Below are 20019 nucleotides of genomic sequence, written 5' to 3'. Positions count from 1 at the left end.
GCACATAATAAAAATAAAGATTCGTGTATTGATGCTATTCAGCGATGAAGCAGTTCTGGGGGCAACAAACGCTGGGCAGGGGCTTATGGTCCTTGGCTTTGCGCTACTGCTTACCCATTATTTCAGGCTTTATCGGCGTCCCTATCTCCGCTTTTGGTCCTATGCGGCCGTCTGGTTCGGCTGTAGTTCTGCCGTCAAACTTGTCATCAATGCCAGTCATGATTGGTTAACCCTACCAAGTTTTGTTGTATCTGGTCTAGAAACCACGAGCTTAGCATTAATGTATGTGGCCCTCGGCCTCCTCGCCATTGGTGTGTTCGACATTACAGTAAATCGTATTCCCGAGCGACGCGCTCGCTGGCGTATTTATTTTGGTTGCTTAGTGATCGCTCTGTTTACCTCTACCGAGCTCGGCCCCGTGGGTGATCCACTTACCTGGCAGCCATTTTTCAAAGATGCCAGCCTGTATTTAATTAGTGCCATTACGCTTGGAATTATTGGTGGGGTAATCTTAGCGCAATCAACACCCACGATGGGGCCGCGCTTGATCGCTTCGGCGTTTCTCTTACAGGCCATTAAAAACGTATTTTTAGTCAGCCTCTTGTTACTGGATAGTACTTGGCTCAGTTCGCAGCTCGTGTGGGTGATTACCGGCATCGTCAACGTGGTGTTTCTTACCTCAGCCATGCTCGGCATCACCATTTGGCTACTGGAAGCTGAACGGCATCGCGCCGTAGATGCTATTCAGAAGGCCGAATACGTGAATACCCACGATGCCCTCACCGGCATTGAGAACCGCGACGAACTCATGACAAAATTACCTGTATTTATTGATTCCTGCCGAGGCGACGGCCGTGAACTTGTGCTCTTTATGCTCGGTGTCGACCGCTTTAAGGCAATTAACGATACCATGGGCTTACGCGGCGGCGACCGAGTACTTGTTGAGCTGAGTCAGCGCTTACAGAACCTACAAACCCGGCCCGTGTCTGTTGCCCGTATCAGTGGCGATGTGTTTGTGGTGATATACGACCATGTCCGTGGACGCGAAGATATTTCCAATCTGGGCTACGACCTACAACGAATCATCCAAAAACCCATGCTGATCGACGGCAAGACGATGAACATTACTTGCAGTATCGGTGTGTCACGTTTCCCTCAACAAGGCAGCCGGGCGGAAGGCCTGCTCAGTAAAGCCAATATCGCACTGGCCAACGCCAAACTACCGGAAAGCCCTTCGGTGGTGTTTTATCGCGACGGCATGGATGATCAATATATCAAGCTCGTCGACATGGAACCCGAGTTGCGCAAGGCCTTGTTACGCAATGAGTTTGTAGTACACCTGCAGCCGATATTTGATGTCCGTACGCAATATTTAAGCGGCTTTGAAGCCCTATTGCGCTGGCAACATCCTATCAAAGGCATGCTCAATCCAGACAGTTTCTTGCCGTTTGTGGAGCAACTCGGATTGTCCTCAGAAGTGGACGATTGGGTACTGCGCCACTGTGCAAAATTGATTTCACGCTGGCGAGCACAAGGTGAGAAAGTACTCCCGATTGCAGTCAACCTTTCGGCGCGCCACTTCCAGCAGCCGGAATTGACCGATAAACTACGTCGCTTATTCCGCGAATACCAACTTAAAGCAGGCGATCTGGAACTCGAGATTACGGAAAACGTGGCCATGTCGGATATCACCACGGGCATGAATGTACTTAATCGCTTGCGCGATATGGGGATTCGCGTGGCTATCGACGACTTTGGCACCGGCTACTCATCACTGGCCTATTTGCGCAAATTGCCCGTGGATAAGATCAAAATCGACCGCAGCTTTATCAACGAGCTAATGGCAAGCAAAGAAGACTCCACCATTGTGCGCACTCTGATTGAGCTGTCGCATGTGTTGAACAAGCAAATTGTCGCCGAAGGCGTGGAAACTGCAGAGCAGTTTGCCATGCTCAGCGAAATGCACTGTGATTCGGTGCAGGGATTCTATTTCTCACCACCGGTGAACGAAGAGAAGTCTCGAGGTATTTTACAGAAGTTTTGGCGTGAGTTCCTACATCTTAGCAATGCCAAAGGCAATGACAGCGGGGCCGCGCCTGGCCCCAACACCCTCAAAGCCTAATGGAATCTCAGATTGAGTCGGGATTGGCGCGCATGAATTTTTGCATCGACGCGCCGCACCCGCTCAAGGCCCTGGGGGGGTTATAGGATAAACCGGCTTAGATCTTCATCGTCCGCCAAGCTATTCAGATGTTCATTTACATAATCACGATCAATGGTGAGGTGTTGCCCATCCATATCCGACGCATTAAATGACACTTCTTCCATCAAGCGCTCTAGCACCGTATGCAACCGACGAGCCCCGATGTTCTCGGTTTTTTCATTGACCTGCCAAGCAATCTCGGCCACGCGACGAATGCCATCTTCCGTGAACTCGATGCCCACGCCTTCGGTGGCCATCAGTGCTTTATATTGGACGGTTAATGACGCGCTCGGTTCCGTAAGAATGCGCACAAAATCTTCTGTGGTGAGCGCACTTAACTCGACCCGAATCGGTAAGCGGCCTTGCAGTTCTGGAATCAGATCCGATGGCTTTGACATTTGGAAGGCGCCGGATGCAATAAACAGAATGTGATCGGTGTTCACCATACCGTGCTTGGTGCTCACGGTAGTACCTTCCACCAATGGCAACAGATCTCGTTGCACACCCTCGCGGCTTACATCCGGCCCACTGACATCGCCACGTTTACAAATTTTGTCGACTTCATCGAGAAACACAATACCATTTTGCTCTACCGACTCGATGGCCTTTTCTTTGATCTCTTCCGGATTTAGCATTTTCGCTGCTTCTTCCTCGATCAACTGCTTCATGGCGTCTTTGATTTTGAGTTTACGTTTCTTGGTTTTGCCCGAACCCATGTTCTGGAACATGCTCTGCAATTGCGAGGTCATTTCTTCCATGCCTGGAGGCGCCATAATCTCCACGCCCATTTGTGGCATAGCGATATCAATTTCGATTTCTTTATCGTCGAGCTTGCCTTCGCGCAGCTTCTTACGAAACACCTGGCGGGTGTTTTCCTGATCGTCGGCTTGACGGGTTTCATCGTCGCCCCATGTTTTCCGAGCCCGCGGTAATAACGCATCTAGGATTCTGTCTTCTGCAGCATCTTCTGCACGATGCCGCATACGCGCCATTTCTTGTTCGCGCATCATTTTAACCGCAGTGTCTGTAAGGTCGCGGATAATGGATTCCACTTCCTTACCCACATAACCAACTTCGGTAAATTTAGTGGCTTCAATTTTAATAAAAGGTGCATTAGCAAGTTTTGCTAAACGTCGTGCGATCTCAGTTTTACCAACACCCGTAGGACCAATCATCAAAATATTCTTGGGGGTAACCTCTTGGCGTAGTTCACCATCGAGTTGCATACGGCGCCAGCGATTCCGTAGGGCCACAGAAACCGCGCGCTTGGCGTCCTGCTGACCAATAATATGACGGTTTAGTTCGTCGACAATCTCGCGTGGGGTCATATTCGACATGCTTACTCCTTATTCACAGATTCTGCATCGAGCACTTCGATGGTCTGGTGGCTATTGGTAAATACACAGATGTCCCCAGCGATAGTGAGACTCTTCTCGGTAATTTCGGGTGCGCTCAAATCGGTGTTTTCTAACAGCGCTCGAGCGGCCGCTTGAGCGAATGGACCTCCGGAGCCGATGGCAATCAGGTCATCTTCCGGCTGCACCACATCGCCGTTACCGGTGATAATCAGAGACGTGGTTTTATCGGCAACCGCGAGCAAGGCCTCTAAGCGCCGCAACATGCGGTCGGTACGCCAATCTTTGGCAAGTTCTACAGCTGCGCGGGTGAGATGGCCTTGGTGCTTCTCGAGCTTCGCTTCAAAACGCTCGAATAGGGTAAAGGCGTCGGCAGTACCGCCAGCAAACCCTGCGATCACTTGGCCGTTATAGAGTCGACGAACTTTGCGGGCATTGCCTTTCATCACGGTGTTGCCCAGAGAAACCTGGCCGTCACCGCCGATGGCGACTTTATCGCCGCGGCGAACAGATACGATTGTGGTCATGTGCTTTCCTCTTTATCGCTGATAAAGAGGAAGTGAGGGCGGAGGGTGTAAATTTCAATGGAAGAGTGTGTTAATCCAGATTCCACAACCAGATTTGGCAGCCGTAAATGCCACCACGTTGCAGTTGGTTGTTCACTCGTTGCGCTGCACGTAGATTTTCAAAAGGCCCTAAAATCACCCGGAACCAACGACCATTGCTGCCATGGCTTTCTCGAACTTGGGATTCAAACCCTTGCATGGCGATATTGGCGCGCAAGGTATCGGCGTCGTTAAAATTACGAAACGATCCGCATTGCATCAGGCGCGGGCGTGATTCTTGTCGCTCTGGTACGTCTACTTCCACGGTGCGATTTTCTAGTTCGCGAATATACTGCCACCGCTCTTCCGGCTTTTCTGGTAAGGGATCCAATTCTCGCTCAGGCGCCGCATTCGGGGAATCTTGCGCCGACACGACCACTTCCGGCTCACCGTTTTTGAGCATCCACAAACCCACACCGAAGGCCAATACCACGAGCAGGGTAATCACGACCTGTTTAATCGGCGGCTTCTGTGGCCCGTTTCCTTTTCGATTGCGCACGGCACCGCCCGAACGCCCGCCGGAATTGCGACTTTTCGCAGCAGGTTTGCGTTTCTTGGGGGCACCTTTTTTAGCGTAATCCACGGGCATAAGGTTACATCTTCTCCAGCGTATCAATACCCAACAAGGCCAAACCTTGCTGCAATGTGCGAGCCGTTAATGCGGCTAGCTTTAAGCGGCTGTTCTTCAGTGCGTCATCGTCGCTGCTCAAAATAGGGCAGGCTTCATAAAACGATGAGAACGCACCCGCTAATTCAAACATGTAGCCACACAGGAAGTGCGGCATACCTTTATTACCAACCGATGCAATCACCTCTGGGAACTGAGCAAGTTTACTCGCCAGAGCTTCGTCTTGATCGGTCTCTAGTTGAATATCACCGTGCACTTGATCCAAGGTAATACCCGCTTTTTGAAAAAGGCTATTCACCCGTGTGTAGGCATAAAGCAAATAAGGCGCGGTATTCCCTTCAAAGGATAACATGGTATCCCAATCAAATACGTAATCACTGGTCCGGTTTTTCGACAAGTCCGCATATTTCACCGAGCTGATACCCACCACTTGGGCCACCCGCGCTTGTTCTTCTGCGCTTAAATCGGTACCTTTGCCGGCGATCAATTCCGCCGCCCGACGCTCTGCTTCATCAAGCAAATCCGCCAGCTTAGTCACACCACCATCACGGCTCTTATACGGCCGCCCATCTTTCCCTAACACCATGCCAAAGCCAAGATGTTCGAGGCTCACTTGATCATTGGCATAGCCGGCTTTGCGCGACAGCGTAAAGATTTGCTGGAAGTGTAGTGATTGGCGCGCGTCCACCACGTAAATTACACGGTCAGCCTCTAGTGCCCCGGTCCGATAGCGCACCGCGGCTAAATCCGAGGTCGCATAGAGATAGCCGCCATCTTTCTTCTGCACAATAATCGGCAAGGGCTCGTCTTCTTTGCCTTTGAACTCGTCCAAGAACACGCATTGGGCGCCTTGGTTTTCCACCAATAGTCCTTTGGCCTTGAGGTCTTCAACAACTTTCGGCAAATCAGCGTTGTAGGCCGATTCCGCCATCACATCCGCACGGGTCAGTTGCACTCCCAGACGATCGTACACCTCTTGGCAGTGGGCCAACGAGGTTTCAATAAACTGGGTCCACAACTGCTGGCAATGGGCATCACCCGATTGCAGTTTCACCACCAAGCTGCGCGCTCGATCGGCAAAACCTTCCTCATCGTCAAAGCGTTTTTTCGCGGCCTTGTAGAAGGTTTCCAAATCGCTCAGTTCGAGCTCCGTTGACGCCCCTTCGTTCTTTACGTCTTCCATGTGTGCCAACAGCATGCCAAATTGCGTGCCCCAATCCCCTACGTGATTCTGCGGAATCACTTTGTGCCCTTGCAGTTGCAGAGTCCGCGCCACCGCATCACCGATAATGGTGGAGCGCAGATGGCCTACGTGCATTTCCTTGGCCAAATTCGGTGAGGAGTAATCGATCACTACCGTTTGTGGCTGCTCTGCTTGCGGCACACCCAAGCGTGCATCCGCGTAGGCTTGTTCTAACTGTGTAATCAGGTGGGAACGGTCTATCGAGAAATTAATAAAGCCAGGACCTGCAATATCAGCCTTAGCAATTAAATCATTCTCTGGAATGGCGGCAATAATGGCCTCGGCTAATGCGCGCGGATTTTGTTTGGCCGGCTTGGCCAACATCATCGCTAGATTACTAGCAAAGTCACCATGACTCTTATCGCGTGGACGATCCAGTTGGATTCGGAAGGAGACGTCTTCAGGCAGAGTGCCCTGGGCAATCAAACCTGCAACCGCCGACTGGAGTAACGCTTCAATTTGCTGTTTCATGGGTGCCGCACAACCTTGGAATTGGGAATACAGAATCTGTTATTTTCGAGCCCGATAGTTTAATCGTTCAGCGCCCTAAAAAAAACCGCTGAACACCGCTTCTTACGTGAAATCCTGTGGATCAATATCCAGACTCCAACGTGCCTTCCGCGTTTCCGCTAAGGTTTCTATCAAACTTAGCTTAGATAACAATAATTTATGCAATGCAGCACGGTGTGTACCATGGAGCATTAGCTGGTAACGATAACGGCCGGCTTTTCGAGCCAAAGGCGCCGGCATTGGGCCGATCACCGTAACTTCGCCATTTCCGTCCTGTTCTAGCGTTGCCATAATCGCACGTAATAGCGCTTCGGCGGCTTCTTTCTCCAATGCCTCGGCACGGAATAGAGCCATGGCCGCATAGGGCGGTAACATCGCTTGAGAGCGTTCCAGTAACGCACTGCGGGCAAAATCCGCGTAGCCGTTATTGACTAACTCTTGAATTAACGGATGCTCCGGATGATGGGTTTGCAACACCACGGTGCCTGCTTTGCTTGCGCGACCAGCCCGACCCGCAACTTGAATATAGAGTTGTGCTAAGCGTTCTGGGGCACGAAAATCGGCACTATACAAAGCACCATCCACATCCAACAGGGCCACTAAGGTGACGTCGGGAAAATGATGCCCTTTGGCCAGCATTTGTGTCCCAATTAAAATATGATGTTCGCCCGCGCTTACCGCATTCAGGTGTGATTCGAGCTGGCCCTTACGGCGTGTGCTATCACGGTCGATTCGTACTGTCGAATAGTCTGGGAACAACTGCTGAATACATTGTTCCAGCTGCTCGGTGCCCACGCCCCGACTAATGAGTTGGGTGCTACCACAACCTCCACATTGGCGTGGGATGCGTTGGCTCGCGCCACAATGATGACACTGCAAGCTATGATTATGCTGATGCACTGTCATGTTCGCTTGGCAGCGCCGGCATTCGGCTACCCAACCACATTCATGGCAAATCAATGCATTGGCAAAGCCGCGACGGTTTAAAAACAACAGCACTTGATTACCCTGCTGCAAGTGTTTGCGCATAGTACTGACAAGTTGCTCCGAGAGCCCTTGTTGCATCCGCTGCTGCTTCAAATCCAGCAAAAAGTGTTTAGCCGGCTTCGCGTTCCCCGCGCGGTTTTTCAATTGCAGATGGTGATAACGCCCTTGTTGTGCGTTGCTTAGGGTTTCTAATGACGGTGTCGCCGACCCTAAAATCACGCCAAAGCCTTCTTGGTGAGCACGCTTAATCGCCAGATCACGAGCGTTGTAACGAAACCCATCTTGTTGTTTAAAGGAGGCGTCGTGCTCTTCATCAATGATCAGCAAGCCTAAGTTTTTAATAGGCGTAAAAATTGACGACCGCGTACCAATAATAATGGCCGCGTGTCCTTCTCGGGCTTGCAGCCATGCTTGCAATCGTTCTTGATCACTAAGCCCTGAATGCAAAACCACTACGGGCACTTGGTAGCGCGCGCGAAAACGGGCCACGGTTTGTGGCGTTAAGCCAATTTCCGGAACCATCACCAACACCTGCTGGCCTCGCGCGAGTACTGCCTCCATGGCCTGCAAGTACACTTCTGTCTTGCCACTGCCAGTGACTCCTTCGAGCAACCAAACGCATGGGTTCGGCTCCGCCAGTCCGGTGGTGAGTGCGGCAACGGCCACAGCTTGCTCTGGGTTTAATGGGTGCGCTTGCTCACCGCGTTGAAGTGTCCATGCCCCAACACCGAGGGCTTCGGCTTCCACCTGCACCCAGCCTTTCTCTTGTAATGTTTTGAGCGCCGTTGGCGCTAATTCAAGGGATTTTACATCCGCTGAAGTGAGCGCTCGCTCACGCAGGGCGCTAATTATTTTGCGTTGTTGTACTGCGCGCTTGAGTGAGTTGAGGTCGATTTCGGCACCACTTTCAGTCAGGGAATAGCGCAGTATTTGTTGGAATTCAGGGGGCTCACCATGGCGCAATGCAATGGGGGCTGCATGGGAGAGCACGTCGCCAAGGGGATGGTGGTAATACTGAGCCGCCCAGAGTAACAACTCCCACATTGATTGCGACCACAAGGGAGTTGCATCGGTCACCTGCTCAATCGCCTTTAACTTTTCAACCGGGGTATGCGGCGAAACATCCGTCGCGGTAACAAAGCCAATCAGTGAACGGCTACCAAAAGGAACGCGCACCCGCGCACCAACAACTACAGCGTCGGCATCGTCAGGTAGCAAATAATCGAATTGACGACGCATAGGGACGGGGACCGCCACTCGCACGCAACGCTGCTCCTGTTGATTTTCCATAGCCGACGACTTCCTGTTGTTAGATAAAGTTTATGCTACCACGCTCTGTTTGATCAGGGGTATCCCTTTACTCCATGACGAACTACTCAACACCGAGCGCCACACCAACCCGTGCTTGATCATCACGCGAAATCACTCTATAATCCGCGGCCTTGATTAGGTGAAGTTTCATCCAATCAGATAAACGAATCGAATTAATTACGCGTGGTGTTCGTGGAAAGCACGGATGGCGATGCGGCCTGAACTGAGGTAACCCCATGAAGCAAGGTATCCACCCTAAGTACGACACAGTGAAAGTCACGTGTTCGTGCGGTAACGTTTTCGAAACGCGCTCAACCCGTTGTGAAGATTTCCACATCGACGTATGTTCTGAGTGTCACCCATTCTACACCGGTAAGCAGAAAGTTCTGGATTCTGGTGGTCGTGTGGATCGCTTTAAACAGCGTTTTGGTTCACTTAAGTCTAAATAAGACGATTGAACCTGCTTACGCGCTACATAGGCGCTGAGTAAGAAACCGTAAGAGAAAACAATAAAGGCTGCCCTCGGGCAGCCTTTTTGTTTGCTTCACCTTAAGGCCCTGCATGCGTTGGGTACGGTCGGAACTATTCGAGCAGGCCTTCTCGGGCTGCTAAACGAATCAGCTCAGCGGTGTTCGCTACTTCCATTTTCGCCAATACCCGGCCCCGATGATTCTCCGCTGTCTTGTGGCTCATATCCAGAAGACCCGCGATATCTTTCGTTGTATGCCCGGCCACGACAAGGAAAAACACTTCCCGCTCCCGGCGCGTGAGTCCACCTAACAAGGATACCGGTTTTCCGCGGCCATTCGCCGTGCTTTCCAGAGATTTTTCCAACACATCAGGGAAAAAGGTACGACCGCGATGCAAGGCACGAATCGCCGTCGCCAGTTGATCTGTGGATGATTCTTTTAACAGGTATCCGCGCGCACCAGCTCGATGCAATGCCACCATATATTCGATTTCATCGTGCATCGTCAGCACCAGCACTTTCGCATCGGAGCGTTGTTGAATCACCCGATCAATCGCCACCAAGCCGTTCATTTTCGGCATGGAAATATCCATCAAAATAACATCAGGGTTATGTTTAACAACGGCTTGCACTAGAGCAACGCCATCTTCACATTCACAAATTACATCGAACTCATCGTGTTGCCTAAGCATTTGCACAATACCCTGGCGAACCAGCGTATGATCGTCCGCTACGATAAGGCGGATCTTATTGTCATTGATTGTCATAGGGGTACCAATACACTTATATGGCAGCCGCCTCCGGGGCGACTTTTTACATAAAATTCAGCAGCAAAAGCCGCTGCACGGTCGCGCATACTTGTTAACCCTACCCCTTGCTCGACCGTATCCATATCGAAACCACACCCGTCATCTATGACATCAAGGCGCAAGGTTGTACCTGCGCGACTTGCATATATATTGATCATTGAGGCATTGGCGTGGCGAACAGCATTGGTTAACGCTTCTTGTGCTATCCGAAACACCAAAATAGAAGAGGCCGCGTCCGGTGGGATATCGATGTCTACTTTCACATCGGTCCGTAGGTCTTCATCTTCACATAATGTGCGAACCAACCAGTGCAATGCCGCTTCCAAGCCCAGATCATCGAGAATTCTCGGACGCATCAACCGCGACATTTGACGTACATCATCCAATGCCTGTGTGGCGATTTCCGGAATCTCTTGACCAATCATACCTGCATCTGCGGCACTTTGTAATCGGCGTGTTAATGCGGTGAGTAATTGGCCTAAACCATCATGCAGCTCTCGCGACAACCGAGCGCGTTCCGCCTCTTGCTGACTCCACAAACGCTGAGCTAAATCACGAAGGGTATCTTGTTCTTGTTGCAACAAATGTCGCAGCTCGGCCTGGCTGCGTCGAAGCGCCTCAATTTCCTGTTCGATCTTGAGTTTGGGATCGCTCATAGACGCGTTGGTATGCCTCAATCTGATCGGGAGTCATATGCTCAAACAATGCGGTACGCAATTCGTCGGCCCGCCGTTGAGAGTCCTCATCACTAAAAATCTCATAATACAAATGATTACGCCAGTGGTATGGATGATTTTGTAGCATCCGACGTAGATTTTCACGCGCCTGAGCATCGTTAAACTGAATCACTTGTAAATACAAGCCGTGCATATGTTCTTTATACATCACTGGCCGGGTTAATTCACGCACTCGTTCCCATTGCCAGCTATCTTTCGGCAGTGGATGCAGCTCCAATGTCATTAATAACACGCGAAGCTCGGTTTGTACTGGGAGCAACTGCTTACGGAACTTCGACCAAAATGCGGCAATTTCGCTCGCTGTAGCGGTGTTCTCATACACACCAACGGTTTTATGTAGCCATTCCAACAAGATAATTTGTTCAGCATTAAGTTGCTGTGAATTTTCTTCCAATAATTCAATTTGTTCGGAGATGCAATCACTATCAGCGAGTTGCGCGCACATCTCCGCGATCCAAATACGAGTTTCAATCATTGGCCGGATATTCCCTATTTCTTCGGCCAGTTTTAAAGCACGGTAACTGTTTTGTAAGGCCGTTTCGATCAAGCCCAAAGAGAAATTACGATGGCTTAAGAAGTATTGAGTCACAAGCTCTTCTTCCGGTCGGTGGTCTTTCGCCTGTTCCAGCACCTCACTTAAAATATGGGTGGCGCTGGTGTAATCCCCACGGGTTAAACTCAAATGTGCAAGATTTAACTTGGTGCGTAAAATACCGCTCTGATCTCCAACCCGAGTAAATATATTCAGCGATTGTTTCCAAAAAATGTCTGCTTGGCTAAAATCGGCCATCAAAAAGTGCATATAGGCCACGTTATTGATGGTTTCCGCTTGTTGTAGGGTAGCCCCCGCCTCGATACGTAAATCTAGAGCCATGCGATAGTGGGTCAGCGCTTCACGATAGCGCCCTTGCTCTTCGAGCAGAATCCCCCACTCATTTTCTACCTGGGCTAGCCCTAGCTGGTCGTCCGTTTGCGCAAAGAGTACAGCGGCTTCTGCCAAAGCGGCCTCTGCTTCTGCATACTGCCGCTGGATACTCTTTACAGTGGCTAAGTTCGCCAAGGTCACCGCCCGCCCGGCGGGATCACGTTCTTCCGTTCGAAATTCAAGGGCTTCGTTAAAGTAGCGGCTCGCCATCGCTGGATCAGACCAGCGCAGATAGGCCACACCAAAGGCATTCAATACCATGCCCTGACCGCGTAAATTCTCTTGTTGTCGGAACTTAATTAAGGCTTGAGTCAGTTCGTTATCCAGGGCCTGTTGGATTTGCCCTTGAATAATGCGTAAGCGTGCTAGCTCGAACCAGCGTTCAGGGGAGCTGGGGTCCAGTTCTAACGCCGCCTGATACATACGAATGGCAGTGTCAGCGTCGTCCATCCATAACGCCAGCTCCGCACGCCGCTCTAATAAACCACTACGCCCGGGAAAAAGCTGAATCAGTCGTTCAGTAACTGCAATAGCAGCATTCACATCACCGGACAATTCAGCTTCGAGAGCGCGGCCCTCAAGGTGCCAATATTCATCGTCTTGGGAGAGCTGGAATACTCGGTCTAACTGATCTTGAGCTTGTTGGATATTGCCCTGATTACCCGCTAATCGGGCGCCTGCCAACCAACCACCCGCAAATTCCGGCCATTCTTCTTGCAGTGAACGCACAAAAGTTTGCGCCTCTGCTTCACGCCCTTCGCGCATAGCGCGCAGTACGGGCTCTACCCGTTGTAATTCTTCCGGACGAACAATCGGCTGCCGTGCCGGTAAAGCCAGTTGCTCATTGAGGTGGGTGAGCATTTGCTCCATGGTTTGCGGTAGGGCATCGTTACTCACGGTTCCCTGAAAAGCACCGAAAAGGCGATTCCCTGGCATTTCTGCGAGCAGAACTTGCACGCGTGGCGACTCGCCGGAGCTAATTTGACTATTTTGTAGCAGCACCATCACATCAGCATTTACTAGCTGCGCTAAGCGGTTTCGGTGATCTTGTTGACGGAAGGGGCGCAAGCCTAAATTTCGCACCAACGTATCCACCCGGTCTTGCTCCACCACATCCACCCCACTTTGGGAAATCAGGTGCAAATGCAGCAGCTCGGAAATACCGCCTAACAGATGATCATCAGGTGAGTATACAATCGCTACTCGTTTGACCACATTCTCCGACGTCGCTGGAGTCTCAAACTCACCCACGGGTTTTGACCAAACCATATACAACAACACCACCAAACCTACCCCAATTAAACTTGCGGTGTAGGCCATGTTGCGATGATGGGCTGGGGCAATACGTTCTTGCGCTTCTTCGATGCTAATGCGCTGATGGGCGAGCGGCTTGCTCAATTGCTTGGCAACACGCTTTAAGCGCAAGTACCAACGCCAATCCCCCATGTGCCAGGTACGGATGTGAGTGGCGGCCAGCATATCCGCAAACAAGCGACCACTGCTGTAGCTATCACTACGCGGGCTCGCCTTTCCAAACTGCGTAACCTCAGGGGCCTTGTACCCTTGCGAGCCGGCAAAGTCAGCCCGTTCATAATCTCCGTGCACACCAATGCCAAAATCTAACAGCACTAGATTGCCCCGCTCATCGATAAGCAGGTTTTCCGGCTTTACATCTGCATGGGTAATATTGTGAGAATGGCATGCTCTAAGCGCCAGGAGCAGTTGTTCGCTCCATAGTTCGGTTTGCTGTCGGCTAATGCCTTCATGCAAAAACTCAGCGAGACTTCGTCCTTCGATTAGCCCCATGGTTAAGAACACCCATTGGCCATCCTGATAAAACTCAAATACCCGCACAATATTGGGGTGATTGAGCTCACGGGCTAAAAGGGCTTCTTGACGGAGGCGTTGTACTTGTTCTACATCGAGGGCATGCTGCGGAGCGATCAGTTTCACCGCAATGTCGGAACCAAGAATTTCATCTCGGGCCGCATACACCTGCGCCTGACCACCAATACCTATGGATCCTAAAATACGAAAACGACCCGCGAGGACATGACCTTCCGGCAATATCCTCGTGTTCGTTAATGACGCTGTCTGGTGACCGGTAGAATGGCTAGGCCGGTCTGAGCTGACTGTCACGTATTTTCTCCATCAGTGCTTTCGCTGATATTACCAAGAATACTCCGCTTGGTAATACCTTTGCAAAAACATATGTGTAGAAAACACAAATTAAATGGCTTGAAGGGTCGACAGGCGCCGTTCGAGATCCTGAACTTGCAAGGCCATCGACAACTGGCGGGCAAACGCACGCACAATGACCAGATCTGTATCCAAGAAACTCCGTTGCTCTGCCGTACTGTCTGCATAAAGCACTGCCACCACTTGGTCACGGTAGGTCACCGGGTAGCATAACAAGGCTTGAATGTGGTTTTTAATCACACTCTTTGCGTGCGACAGCAAGGGGTCGGCACTAACCTTGGACAACACCACTGGCGCATTCGTACTTAGCGCTTGTTGAATTGCCGTGCGGCTACCAGTGAATTGCTCACCGTTCATCCATTGGGGGAATCCGCTGCATCGAGAAATATCCCCTTGTTCATCGAGGAATATCACAGCAGCGCGATCGCTGGATAAAATAGTACTCAAGGTTTCCGTTGCCGACATCAAAAGCCGATTGAGCGACGTTTCCCGAAACAGTTGTTCCGTTGCTGTATCCACAAACCGCGAACGCCACTGGCGAAAGCTACTTTCTGCGGTGACTTGGCGATGAGGTACTTGCTCGAAGTAACAGTTCACCGGACCCAAGGTAATCTCCGCCCGTCTCGCCAAGTGCAGTTTGTTGATGCGATCCGAGCCACTAAAACACCCGTTCTGGCTATTGTGGTCAATCAAGGTCCAGTTACCGGTGCGCGCCTCAAGACGCGCATGGTAACGGGATACCTGAGGATCATCGATAATAATATCGCAATCGTCCGCTCGGCCGAGCAGATAGTCTTTTCCTTCAAAGAGGATATGACTCTCTGCAGGCCGATGTGGATAACGAAGTTGTAATCGTAATGGCATAAGTGACGCTCACTTCGTTGTTACAGTTGTGACAGTGTAAAGCGCAGGTTTCGAGCGCGCGTTAACAACTCACCTTTCACGTTTTCAATATCGTCTGATGACCGCCATACATCTGGAATGCTGTCGCCAGAAGTACGCTCAAGCACACGAATGAAGTTATTCACTATAGCAGCAGCGGCATTAAAGCGACCCTCGTATACATGTGCTTCTGCGTTGCGACTCAGAGCACGCAGCTCTGCACCTACGTCATCGCCAAGCGAATCAACGAAAGAATACAGATAGCTCGATAATTCTCTTGCTTTCGCAGCAACTTGCGCTTGCGGGTCGCGATCATCAACAAGGATTAGGAAATCTGAGAACTGCCCTGTTGAACCATGGGCGCGCAAGCTACCGGCTGCGGTTAAGGTGGTAATGTCCTCAAACTGTCCTTGATTGTGTGAACGGAATAAACGCAGATTCTCTGCGAAATCGATGCTTTGGGTATAAAGCTCCAATTGCGCTTCACCGGTAAAAGCAAAACCACGATCAGGGCGCGCGGTAACGGTAATTAATACCGGAAATCCATCGTGCAGCGCTGTATGCATGGAATCGGGCAAGCGACTGGTAATACTTGAATCAAACGGAGAGACCCGTTGGGCAGTGACTTTAAAATTAGTTTCGTTCAAGCCAACTGCGTGCTCAAACGAAATTGAGAAATCGAATGATAAATTTTGGTCGAACTTAACATCAGCGACCACCTTGTTGCTATGATACGTCACCGTACTTGTCGGTGCCGCAACTGCCGCAATCATCGCTTGTGCCATCAGACCAAGCGCTAACATCATCGTGATAAGATACTTTTGCATCTTCGTTATCCTCTTGTTTTAACCAACTAACTGCCATTACCGTTTCAGATTACGTGATCTGTGTGGGGGTAAGCAACTAGCATTAATCCCTTTTTGAGGCCATAGCATGGCAAGAGGAAAAGGTTTCCGCTATAGGGGTTTACCCTCAATTTGTACAAAAAACCCTCTTTTTTTGACAAAAAGAGGGTTTTTCCGTTGTTTCCATCCCGTTGAGAAAGAAAACTATCGATTAATCAGCTTTCTTTACAATCTCAATTGCCCATGCAAATGGTTCGTTCTCGAGATTAAAATCGGAGTAATCGTTCTGTTTTGATGCCTTACCTGCCGACTTGATCACCGCTTTCACGTCAGCTTCTGTTAACGACGCTTTTACTTGGTCTTGCACACGCATTAAATGCGCCTGCAACATGTTGTATTCACGACCTAAGGCTTGCAGAGCCATTTCTGCTTTTTCTGCGCTATCGACCGATTGAATTAAGCGCGCAACACGGCCAATGATATCGTCAACCCAAACGCGCTCGGCATCGTTGCTGAAGCGCTCACGCAACATGTCCATAATCCAACGCGTCGTTTTCTCTGTGGCTTGACCGTGTTGGCTGCTCTTCCAATTGGCCACAGTATCTGCCTTCAAATACTGTAAACCGATCCGCAGCAACAAGTCTGCTTGCATAAACAACGGGGTTTCGTTGAGGGTGTATTCGAAAACACGTACGCCGGTTTTTGAATCTTGCATAATCGACGATTTATGATGATGCGCAAGCATGACCACTTTGCCACCAGGCTTAAGCACGCGCAGAATTTCTTTTAGCGCTGCTTTGCGATCCGCATACTCAAACGCGAACTGGCTCACCACGCAATCTACCGAGCCATCGTCGAACGGTAATTTGCTCATGTCGGTATCACCGTGGAACTGAACTTCACTGAGTAACGCTTTCAGCTCTGGTGTACCATCAACATCTTCAGCCGGATTAATGGTCGCGGCGTCGACACCATGCACCGTCCAATTTTTCTTCTGCTGTTTGCCAAACTGGTTCGCCAACAGCGCTAATGCACCATTTCCAGTGCCCACATCCACAACAACCGCGTTGTCGTCTAAGTCTTTTAAATGAAATTCCCAGAAAGTTCGGATATCACCTTCGTAACCACGCCCCGCGTCACCTTCAGCAAAACTACTTAGCGCATTTGATACTTTCCAGTACTGACTCCAATGATTCATATAGTTACGTCTCTGTATTTTTTAGTCTTTTTTTTGGCCTTGAGTCGGCCGAGATGTGCAGCCCCGTGCTACGCCATCTTTCCCCCTGAACTTATCAAGCAACACCATACCTGTGGGGCGTTTCGCAAGCAAGTCTGATCCACGTAGGTGCGGCTGAAAACACCCCTACGGATTGGTAAGATTTGTTCATTCGGGAAAACCCATTACACTGGCTTACAATCCCAGGTTGCTTACTTACCCTGGATATTTCTTCCTGCACACTGTTTATGGACACCACATCACCATGACCGATTTCCGTCAGCAAGCCCTTGATTATCATGCGCTTCCCGTACCTGGGAAGATCAGTATTGAGCTCACTAAGCCCGCTGAAACTGTACGCGATTTAGCCCTCGCCTACAGCCCAGGGGTGGCGGAGCCAGTGCGTGCCATCGCGGAAAATCCAGATGATGTGTATAAATATACTGCCAAAGGAAACCTTGTGGCAGTGATCAGTAATGGCACGGCGATTCTCGGTTTAGGTAATTTAGGTCCGATGGCATCCAAGCCGGTGATGGAAGGCAAGGCGTTATTGTTTAAACGCTTCGCCGGGCTCGATTCCATTGATATCGAAGTAACCCATCGCACCACCCAAGATTTTATTAACACCGTGGCCAGCATTGCTAATACCTTTGGTGGTATCAATCTTGAAGATATCAAAGCCCCTGAGTGCTTCGAGATTGAAAAGGCCCTGATTGAGCGCTGCGATATTCCGGTATTTCATGATGATCAACACGGCACTGCGATTGTCACCTCTGCAGGCTTACTTAATGCCTTGGCGATTCAAGGCAAATCAATCGAAAAGGCACAAATCGTATGTATGGGCGCGGGCGCCGCGGCCATCGCCTGTATGGAACTTCTCATCCAGTGCGGCGCACAACGGGAGCATATATATATGCTCGACTCAAAAGGCGTCATTCATACGCGCCGCACAGATTTGAACGAATACAAAATGTTGTTCGCCAACAACACCGATAAGCGCACGCTGCAAGAGGTGATTACAGGTGCGGATGTCTTTGTTGGTGTATCGGGCCCGAACTTGCTCAGCGCCGACGATTTGCGTTTGATGGCGGATAAACCCATTGTGTTCGCGTGCTCCAACCCTGATCCAGAAATTCACCCTGATATCGCCAACAGCGCCCGTGACGATTTGATTATGGCCACAGGTCGTTCGGACTACCCCAATCAGGTCAACAATGTGCTCTGCTTCCCGTTTATTTTTCGCGGTGCCCTTGATGTGCGCGCCAGTGCAATTAACGATGACATGAAACTTGCCGCGGTTCACGCACTCAAAGATCTTGCGCGGGAACCAGTTCCGGAAAGCGTGTTAACTGCCGCCAGCGTAAGCGCATTATCGTTTGGCAAAGACTATATTATTCCGAAGCCCATGGATCCGCGCCTCTGTGGACGGGTCGCACGCGCTGTCGCTATTGCTGCAGTGGAGTCTGGTGTTGCGCGCATCGATTTACCTGAAAATTATTTTGTAGAAGGAGGTTAGTATGCCCCGTATAACCGCGATTTTTGTAGCGCTTTTCTTGGCCATAGGGTTGAGTAGTTGTGCCAGTACCGCGAAGAGTAACGGTGCGGCAACCATTACCTTAGATCAAAATCCACAAACCTTGCGTGCTTTTCGTGATGATCCCGGCATAGCTGATTTTCGTCATTCCGGCCCGATTGATATCCTTTGGTATGACGATACCTTGCGCGATCAGCACATCGCTTATGCAGCCATGCCTCGGGGCAGTGAGTTGCCCGCAGAGCTGGCGCAAGCTGAGCGACAAATTCGGCGTGCAGTCAACTATCCGATTCGCTTTGGAGTGTCGGGAAATCGTATGTGGATTGAACCCCGCGGGGCCGATGTTGATTATCGCTATGTGGTAGCAGCGTTAGCAGGCACCGGCCTATTCACGCGCGTGCAGGCCGGGCACCTGATTTATCAATAAGCGCGATATCTATCTATGAACCGAGGTGTTTGCTCAGCCCCGCTGGCAGGCGTTTCGGTTCAAATATTTCAATCCAATAGCCGTCCGGATCTTGGATAAAAGCAATATCGTTCATCTTGCCATCTTGCGGCCGCTTCACGAAACGCACCCCTAAGGCTTCAAACCGTTCACAGGCTTCATCAAGGTTAGGCACCGCAAAGCCAATATGTCCAAAGCCTTTGGGTTCATCGTTGCCGTTGTGATAATTCACCTGATCATCATGTTCGCTTCCCCAGTTATAGGTAAGCTCAAGCATCGCGGGTCGGGAAAAGGTTTCCACCAAACGAGTATCCGCATCTGCCGACCAGTCTTTTAATTGCTCTGGCGTGAGTGCCGCCAAAAAGAATAAGGTGAATTTCATTTCTGGAAACGGGAGTTTTTTCACGAGGGTCATCCCCAGTACCCGCGTGTAAAAATCTAAGGTGGCTTCTGGGTCTTTGATGCGCAACATAGTTTGGTTGAACACGTAAGCGTGGGTTGCTTCGTCGTGGGCGTCATACAAACCAGGTGCCTCTTCAAAATGGCGACTCATACTTCCTCCACTATTGCAGTTCTAGTCGATTTCAGGATCAGAGGTGAGGTCATCTTCTGAATATTCAATCCCCAACGCATCCATAATACGGCGCGCTTCAGCAGGGATTTTATGGGGATTATCTTTGCGTAGGTCCTCATCACTTGGTAGAGGCTGTCCGGTGAAGGCGTGGAGAAACGCTTCACACAGAAGTTCGCTATTGGTTGCATGGCGTAAATTCGCCACCTGCCGACGGGTCCGCTCGTCAGTAAGCACCTTCAGCACGTTCACGGGGATGGACACAGTGATTTTTTTCACTTGTGTGCTTTTTTTCCCATGTTCGGCGTATGGATAGATGTACTCACCATCCCATTTCATTGTGAAAACCTCCGGTAAATATGTACTGCCGTTGTGCGCATTGCGCTATTGTTATTTTCGCTATGGGCACAATTCTGCAATACTCATTTGGAATATGCTTATGCCCTAAGACGGCAAGTATGTCATTTTTCAATGTATTTAGCCATCTAAACTTCTATTTATCATTTAAGTTCGATATGATGCCGACACTCCATTCATCAATGAGG

General features: G+C 50.3%; 17 protein-coding genes. 4 read left to right on the top strand and 13 right to left on the bottom strand.

Annotated features, from left to right (window positions below):
- The first annotated feature begins 31 nt into the window (after positions 1-31).
- On the top strand, positions 32-2122 hold the full coding sequence (locus FM042_RS09060; RefSeq protein ID WP_143236114.1) for a putative bifunctional diguanylate cyclase/phosphodiesterase: 2091 nt from the start codon (positions 32-34) through the stop codon (positions 2120-2122).
- Positions 2123-2202: 80 nt separating this feature from the next.
- Here FM042_RS09060 and hslU read toward each other — a convergent pair whose 3' ends face one another.
- The 5 genes from hslU to priA all read right to left on the bottom strand — a co-directional run bounded on the left by hslU (position 2203) and on the right by priA (position 8821).
- Positions 2203-3540 (bottom strand): HslU--HslV peptidase ATPase subunit, encoded by a 1338-nt coding sequence (gene hslU, locus FM042_RS09055; RefSeq protein WP_143236113.1) that lies wholly within the window; start codon positions 3538-3540, stop codon positions 2203-2205.
- A 2-nt stretch (positions 3541-3542) separates the two neighbouring features.
- On the bottom strand, positions 3543-4085 hold the full coding sequence (hslV, locus tag FM042_RS09050; protein ID WP_143236112.1) for an ATP-dependent protease subunit HslV: 543 nt from the start codon (positions 4083-4085) through the stop codon (positions 3543-3545).
- A 70-nt stretch (positions 4086-4155) separates the two neighbouring features.
- On the bottom strand, positions 4156-4752 hold the full coding sequence (locus FM042_RS09045) for an SPOR domain-containing protein (RefSeq protein ID WP_143236111.1): 597 nt from the start codon (positions 4750-4752) through the stop codon (positions 4156-4158).
- Between the two features lie 4 nt (positions 4753-4756).
- Positions 4757-6505: an arginine--tRNA ligase gene (argS, locus tag FM042_RS09040; protein ID WP_143236110.1), complete on the bottom strand. Its 1749-nt coding sequence runs from the start codon at positions 6503-6505 to the stop codon at positions 4757-4759.
- Between the two features lie 102 nt (positions 6506-6607).
- Positions 6608-8821 carry a primosomal protein N' gene (priA, locus tag FM042_RS09035; protein ID WP_143236109.1) on the bottom strand — a complete coding sequence of 738 codons (2214 nt, stop codon included), beginning with the start codon at positions 8819-8821 and terminating at the stop codon, positions 6608-6610.
- Between the two features lie 257 nt (positions 8822-9078).
- Here priA and rpmE point away from each other — a divergent pair, with 257 nt between their 5' ends.
- Positions 9079-9291, top strand: a complete 213-nt coding sequence (gene rpmE, locus FM042_RS09030) for a 50S ribosomal protein L31 (protein WP_143236108.1) — start codon at positions 9079-9081, stop codon at positions 9289-9291.
- Between the two features lie 133 nt (positions 9292-9424).
- Here the strand turns inward: rpmE and FM042_RS09025 are convergent, their stop codons facing one another.
- The 6 genes from FM042_RS09025 to FM042_RS09000 all read right to left on the bottom strand — a co-directional run bounded on the left by FM042_RS09025 (position 9425) and on the right by FM042_RS09000 (position 16906).
- The gene (locus FM042_RS09025) at positions 9425-10078 is read right to left on the bottom strand and encodes a response regulator transcription factor (RefSeq protein WP_143236107.1); all 654 of its coding nucleotides are present in this window, start codon (positions 10076-10078) and stop codon (positions 9425-9427) included.
- Positions 10075-10776, bottom strand: a complete 702-nt coding sequence (locus FM042_RS09020) for a sensor histidine kinase (protein ID WP_143236106.1) — start codon at positions 10774-10776, stop codon at positions 10075-10077. Before FM042_RS09020 ends, FM042_RS09025 begins: the two co-directional genes overlap by 4 nt.
- Positions 10739-13921 (bottom strand): protein kinase domain-containing protein, encoded by a 3183-nt coding sequence (locus tag FM042_RS09015; RefSeq protein ID WP_143236105.1) that lies wholly within the window; start codon positions 13919-13921, stop codon positions 10739-10741. Before FM042_RS09015 ends, FM042_RS09020 begins: the two co-directional genes overlap by 38 nt.
- A gap of 90 nt (positions 13922-14011) precedes the next feature.
- Positions 14012-14845, bottom strand: coding sequence for an FHA domain-containing protein (locus tag FM042_RS09010; protein ID WP_143236104.1), 834 nt, complete (start codon positions 14843-14845; stop codon positions 14012-14014).
- Positions 14846-14865: 20 nt separating this feature from the next.
- A complete protein-coding gene (locus FM042_RS09005) occupies positions 14866-15690 on the bottom strand; it encodes a DUF6689 family protein (RefSeq protein WP_143236103.1) in 825 nt (274 codons plus the stop codon).
- 229 nt (positions 15691-15919) lie between these two features.
- Complete coding sequence (locus FM042_RS09000) at positions 15920-16906, bottom strand: class I SAM-dependent methyltransferase (protein WP_143236102.1); 987 nt, start codon at positions 16904-16906, stop codon at positions 15920-15922.
- 283 nt (positions 16907-17189) lie between these two features.
- On the opposite strand from FM042_RS09000, the gene FM042_RS08995 reads away from it, so the two are divergent.
- A complete protein-coding gene (locus FM042_RS08995; protein WP_143236101.1) occupies positions 17190-18440 on the top strand; it encodes a malic enzyme-like NAD(P)-binding protein in 1251 nt (416 codons plus the stop codon).
- Position 18441: 1 nt separating this feature from the next.
- A complete protein-coding gene (locus FM042_RS08990) occupies positions 18442-18885 on the top strand; it encodes a hypothetical protein (RefSeq protein ID WP_143236100.1) in 444 nt (147 codons plus the stop codon).
- A 13-nt stretch (positions 18886-18898) separates the two neighbouring features.
- Here the strand turns inward: FM042_RS08990 and gloA are convergent, their stop codons facing one another.
- Positions 18899-19456, bottom strand: coding sequence for a lactoylglutathione lyase (gene gloA, locus FM042_RS08985; RefSeq protein ID WP_143236099.1), 558 nt, complete (start codon positions 19454-19456; stop codon positions 18899-18901).
- 21 nt (positions 19457-19477) lie between these two features.
- Positions 19478-19813 (bottom strand): met regulon transcriptional regulator MetJ, encoded by a 336-nt coding sequence (gene metJ, locus FM042_RS08980; RefSeq protein WP_143236098.1) that lies wholly within the window; start codon positions 19811-19813, stop codon positions 19478-19480.
- Positions 19814-20019 lie beyond the last annotated feature (206 nt).

The organism is Aliidiomarina halalkaliphila, from assembly GCF_007096385.1.
Classification (GTDB): domain Bacteria; phylum Pseudomonadota; class Gammaproteobacteria; order Enterobacterales; family Alteromonadaceae; genus Aliidiomarina; species Aliidiomarina halalkaliphila.
The sequence above is the reverse complement of the archived record's forward strand: the minus strand, read 5'-3'. Positions and strand labels throughout refer to the sequence as shown.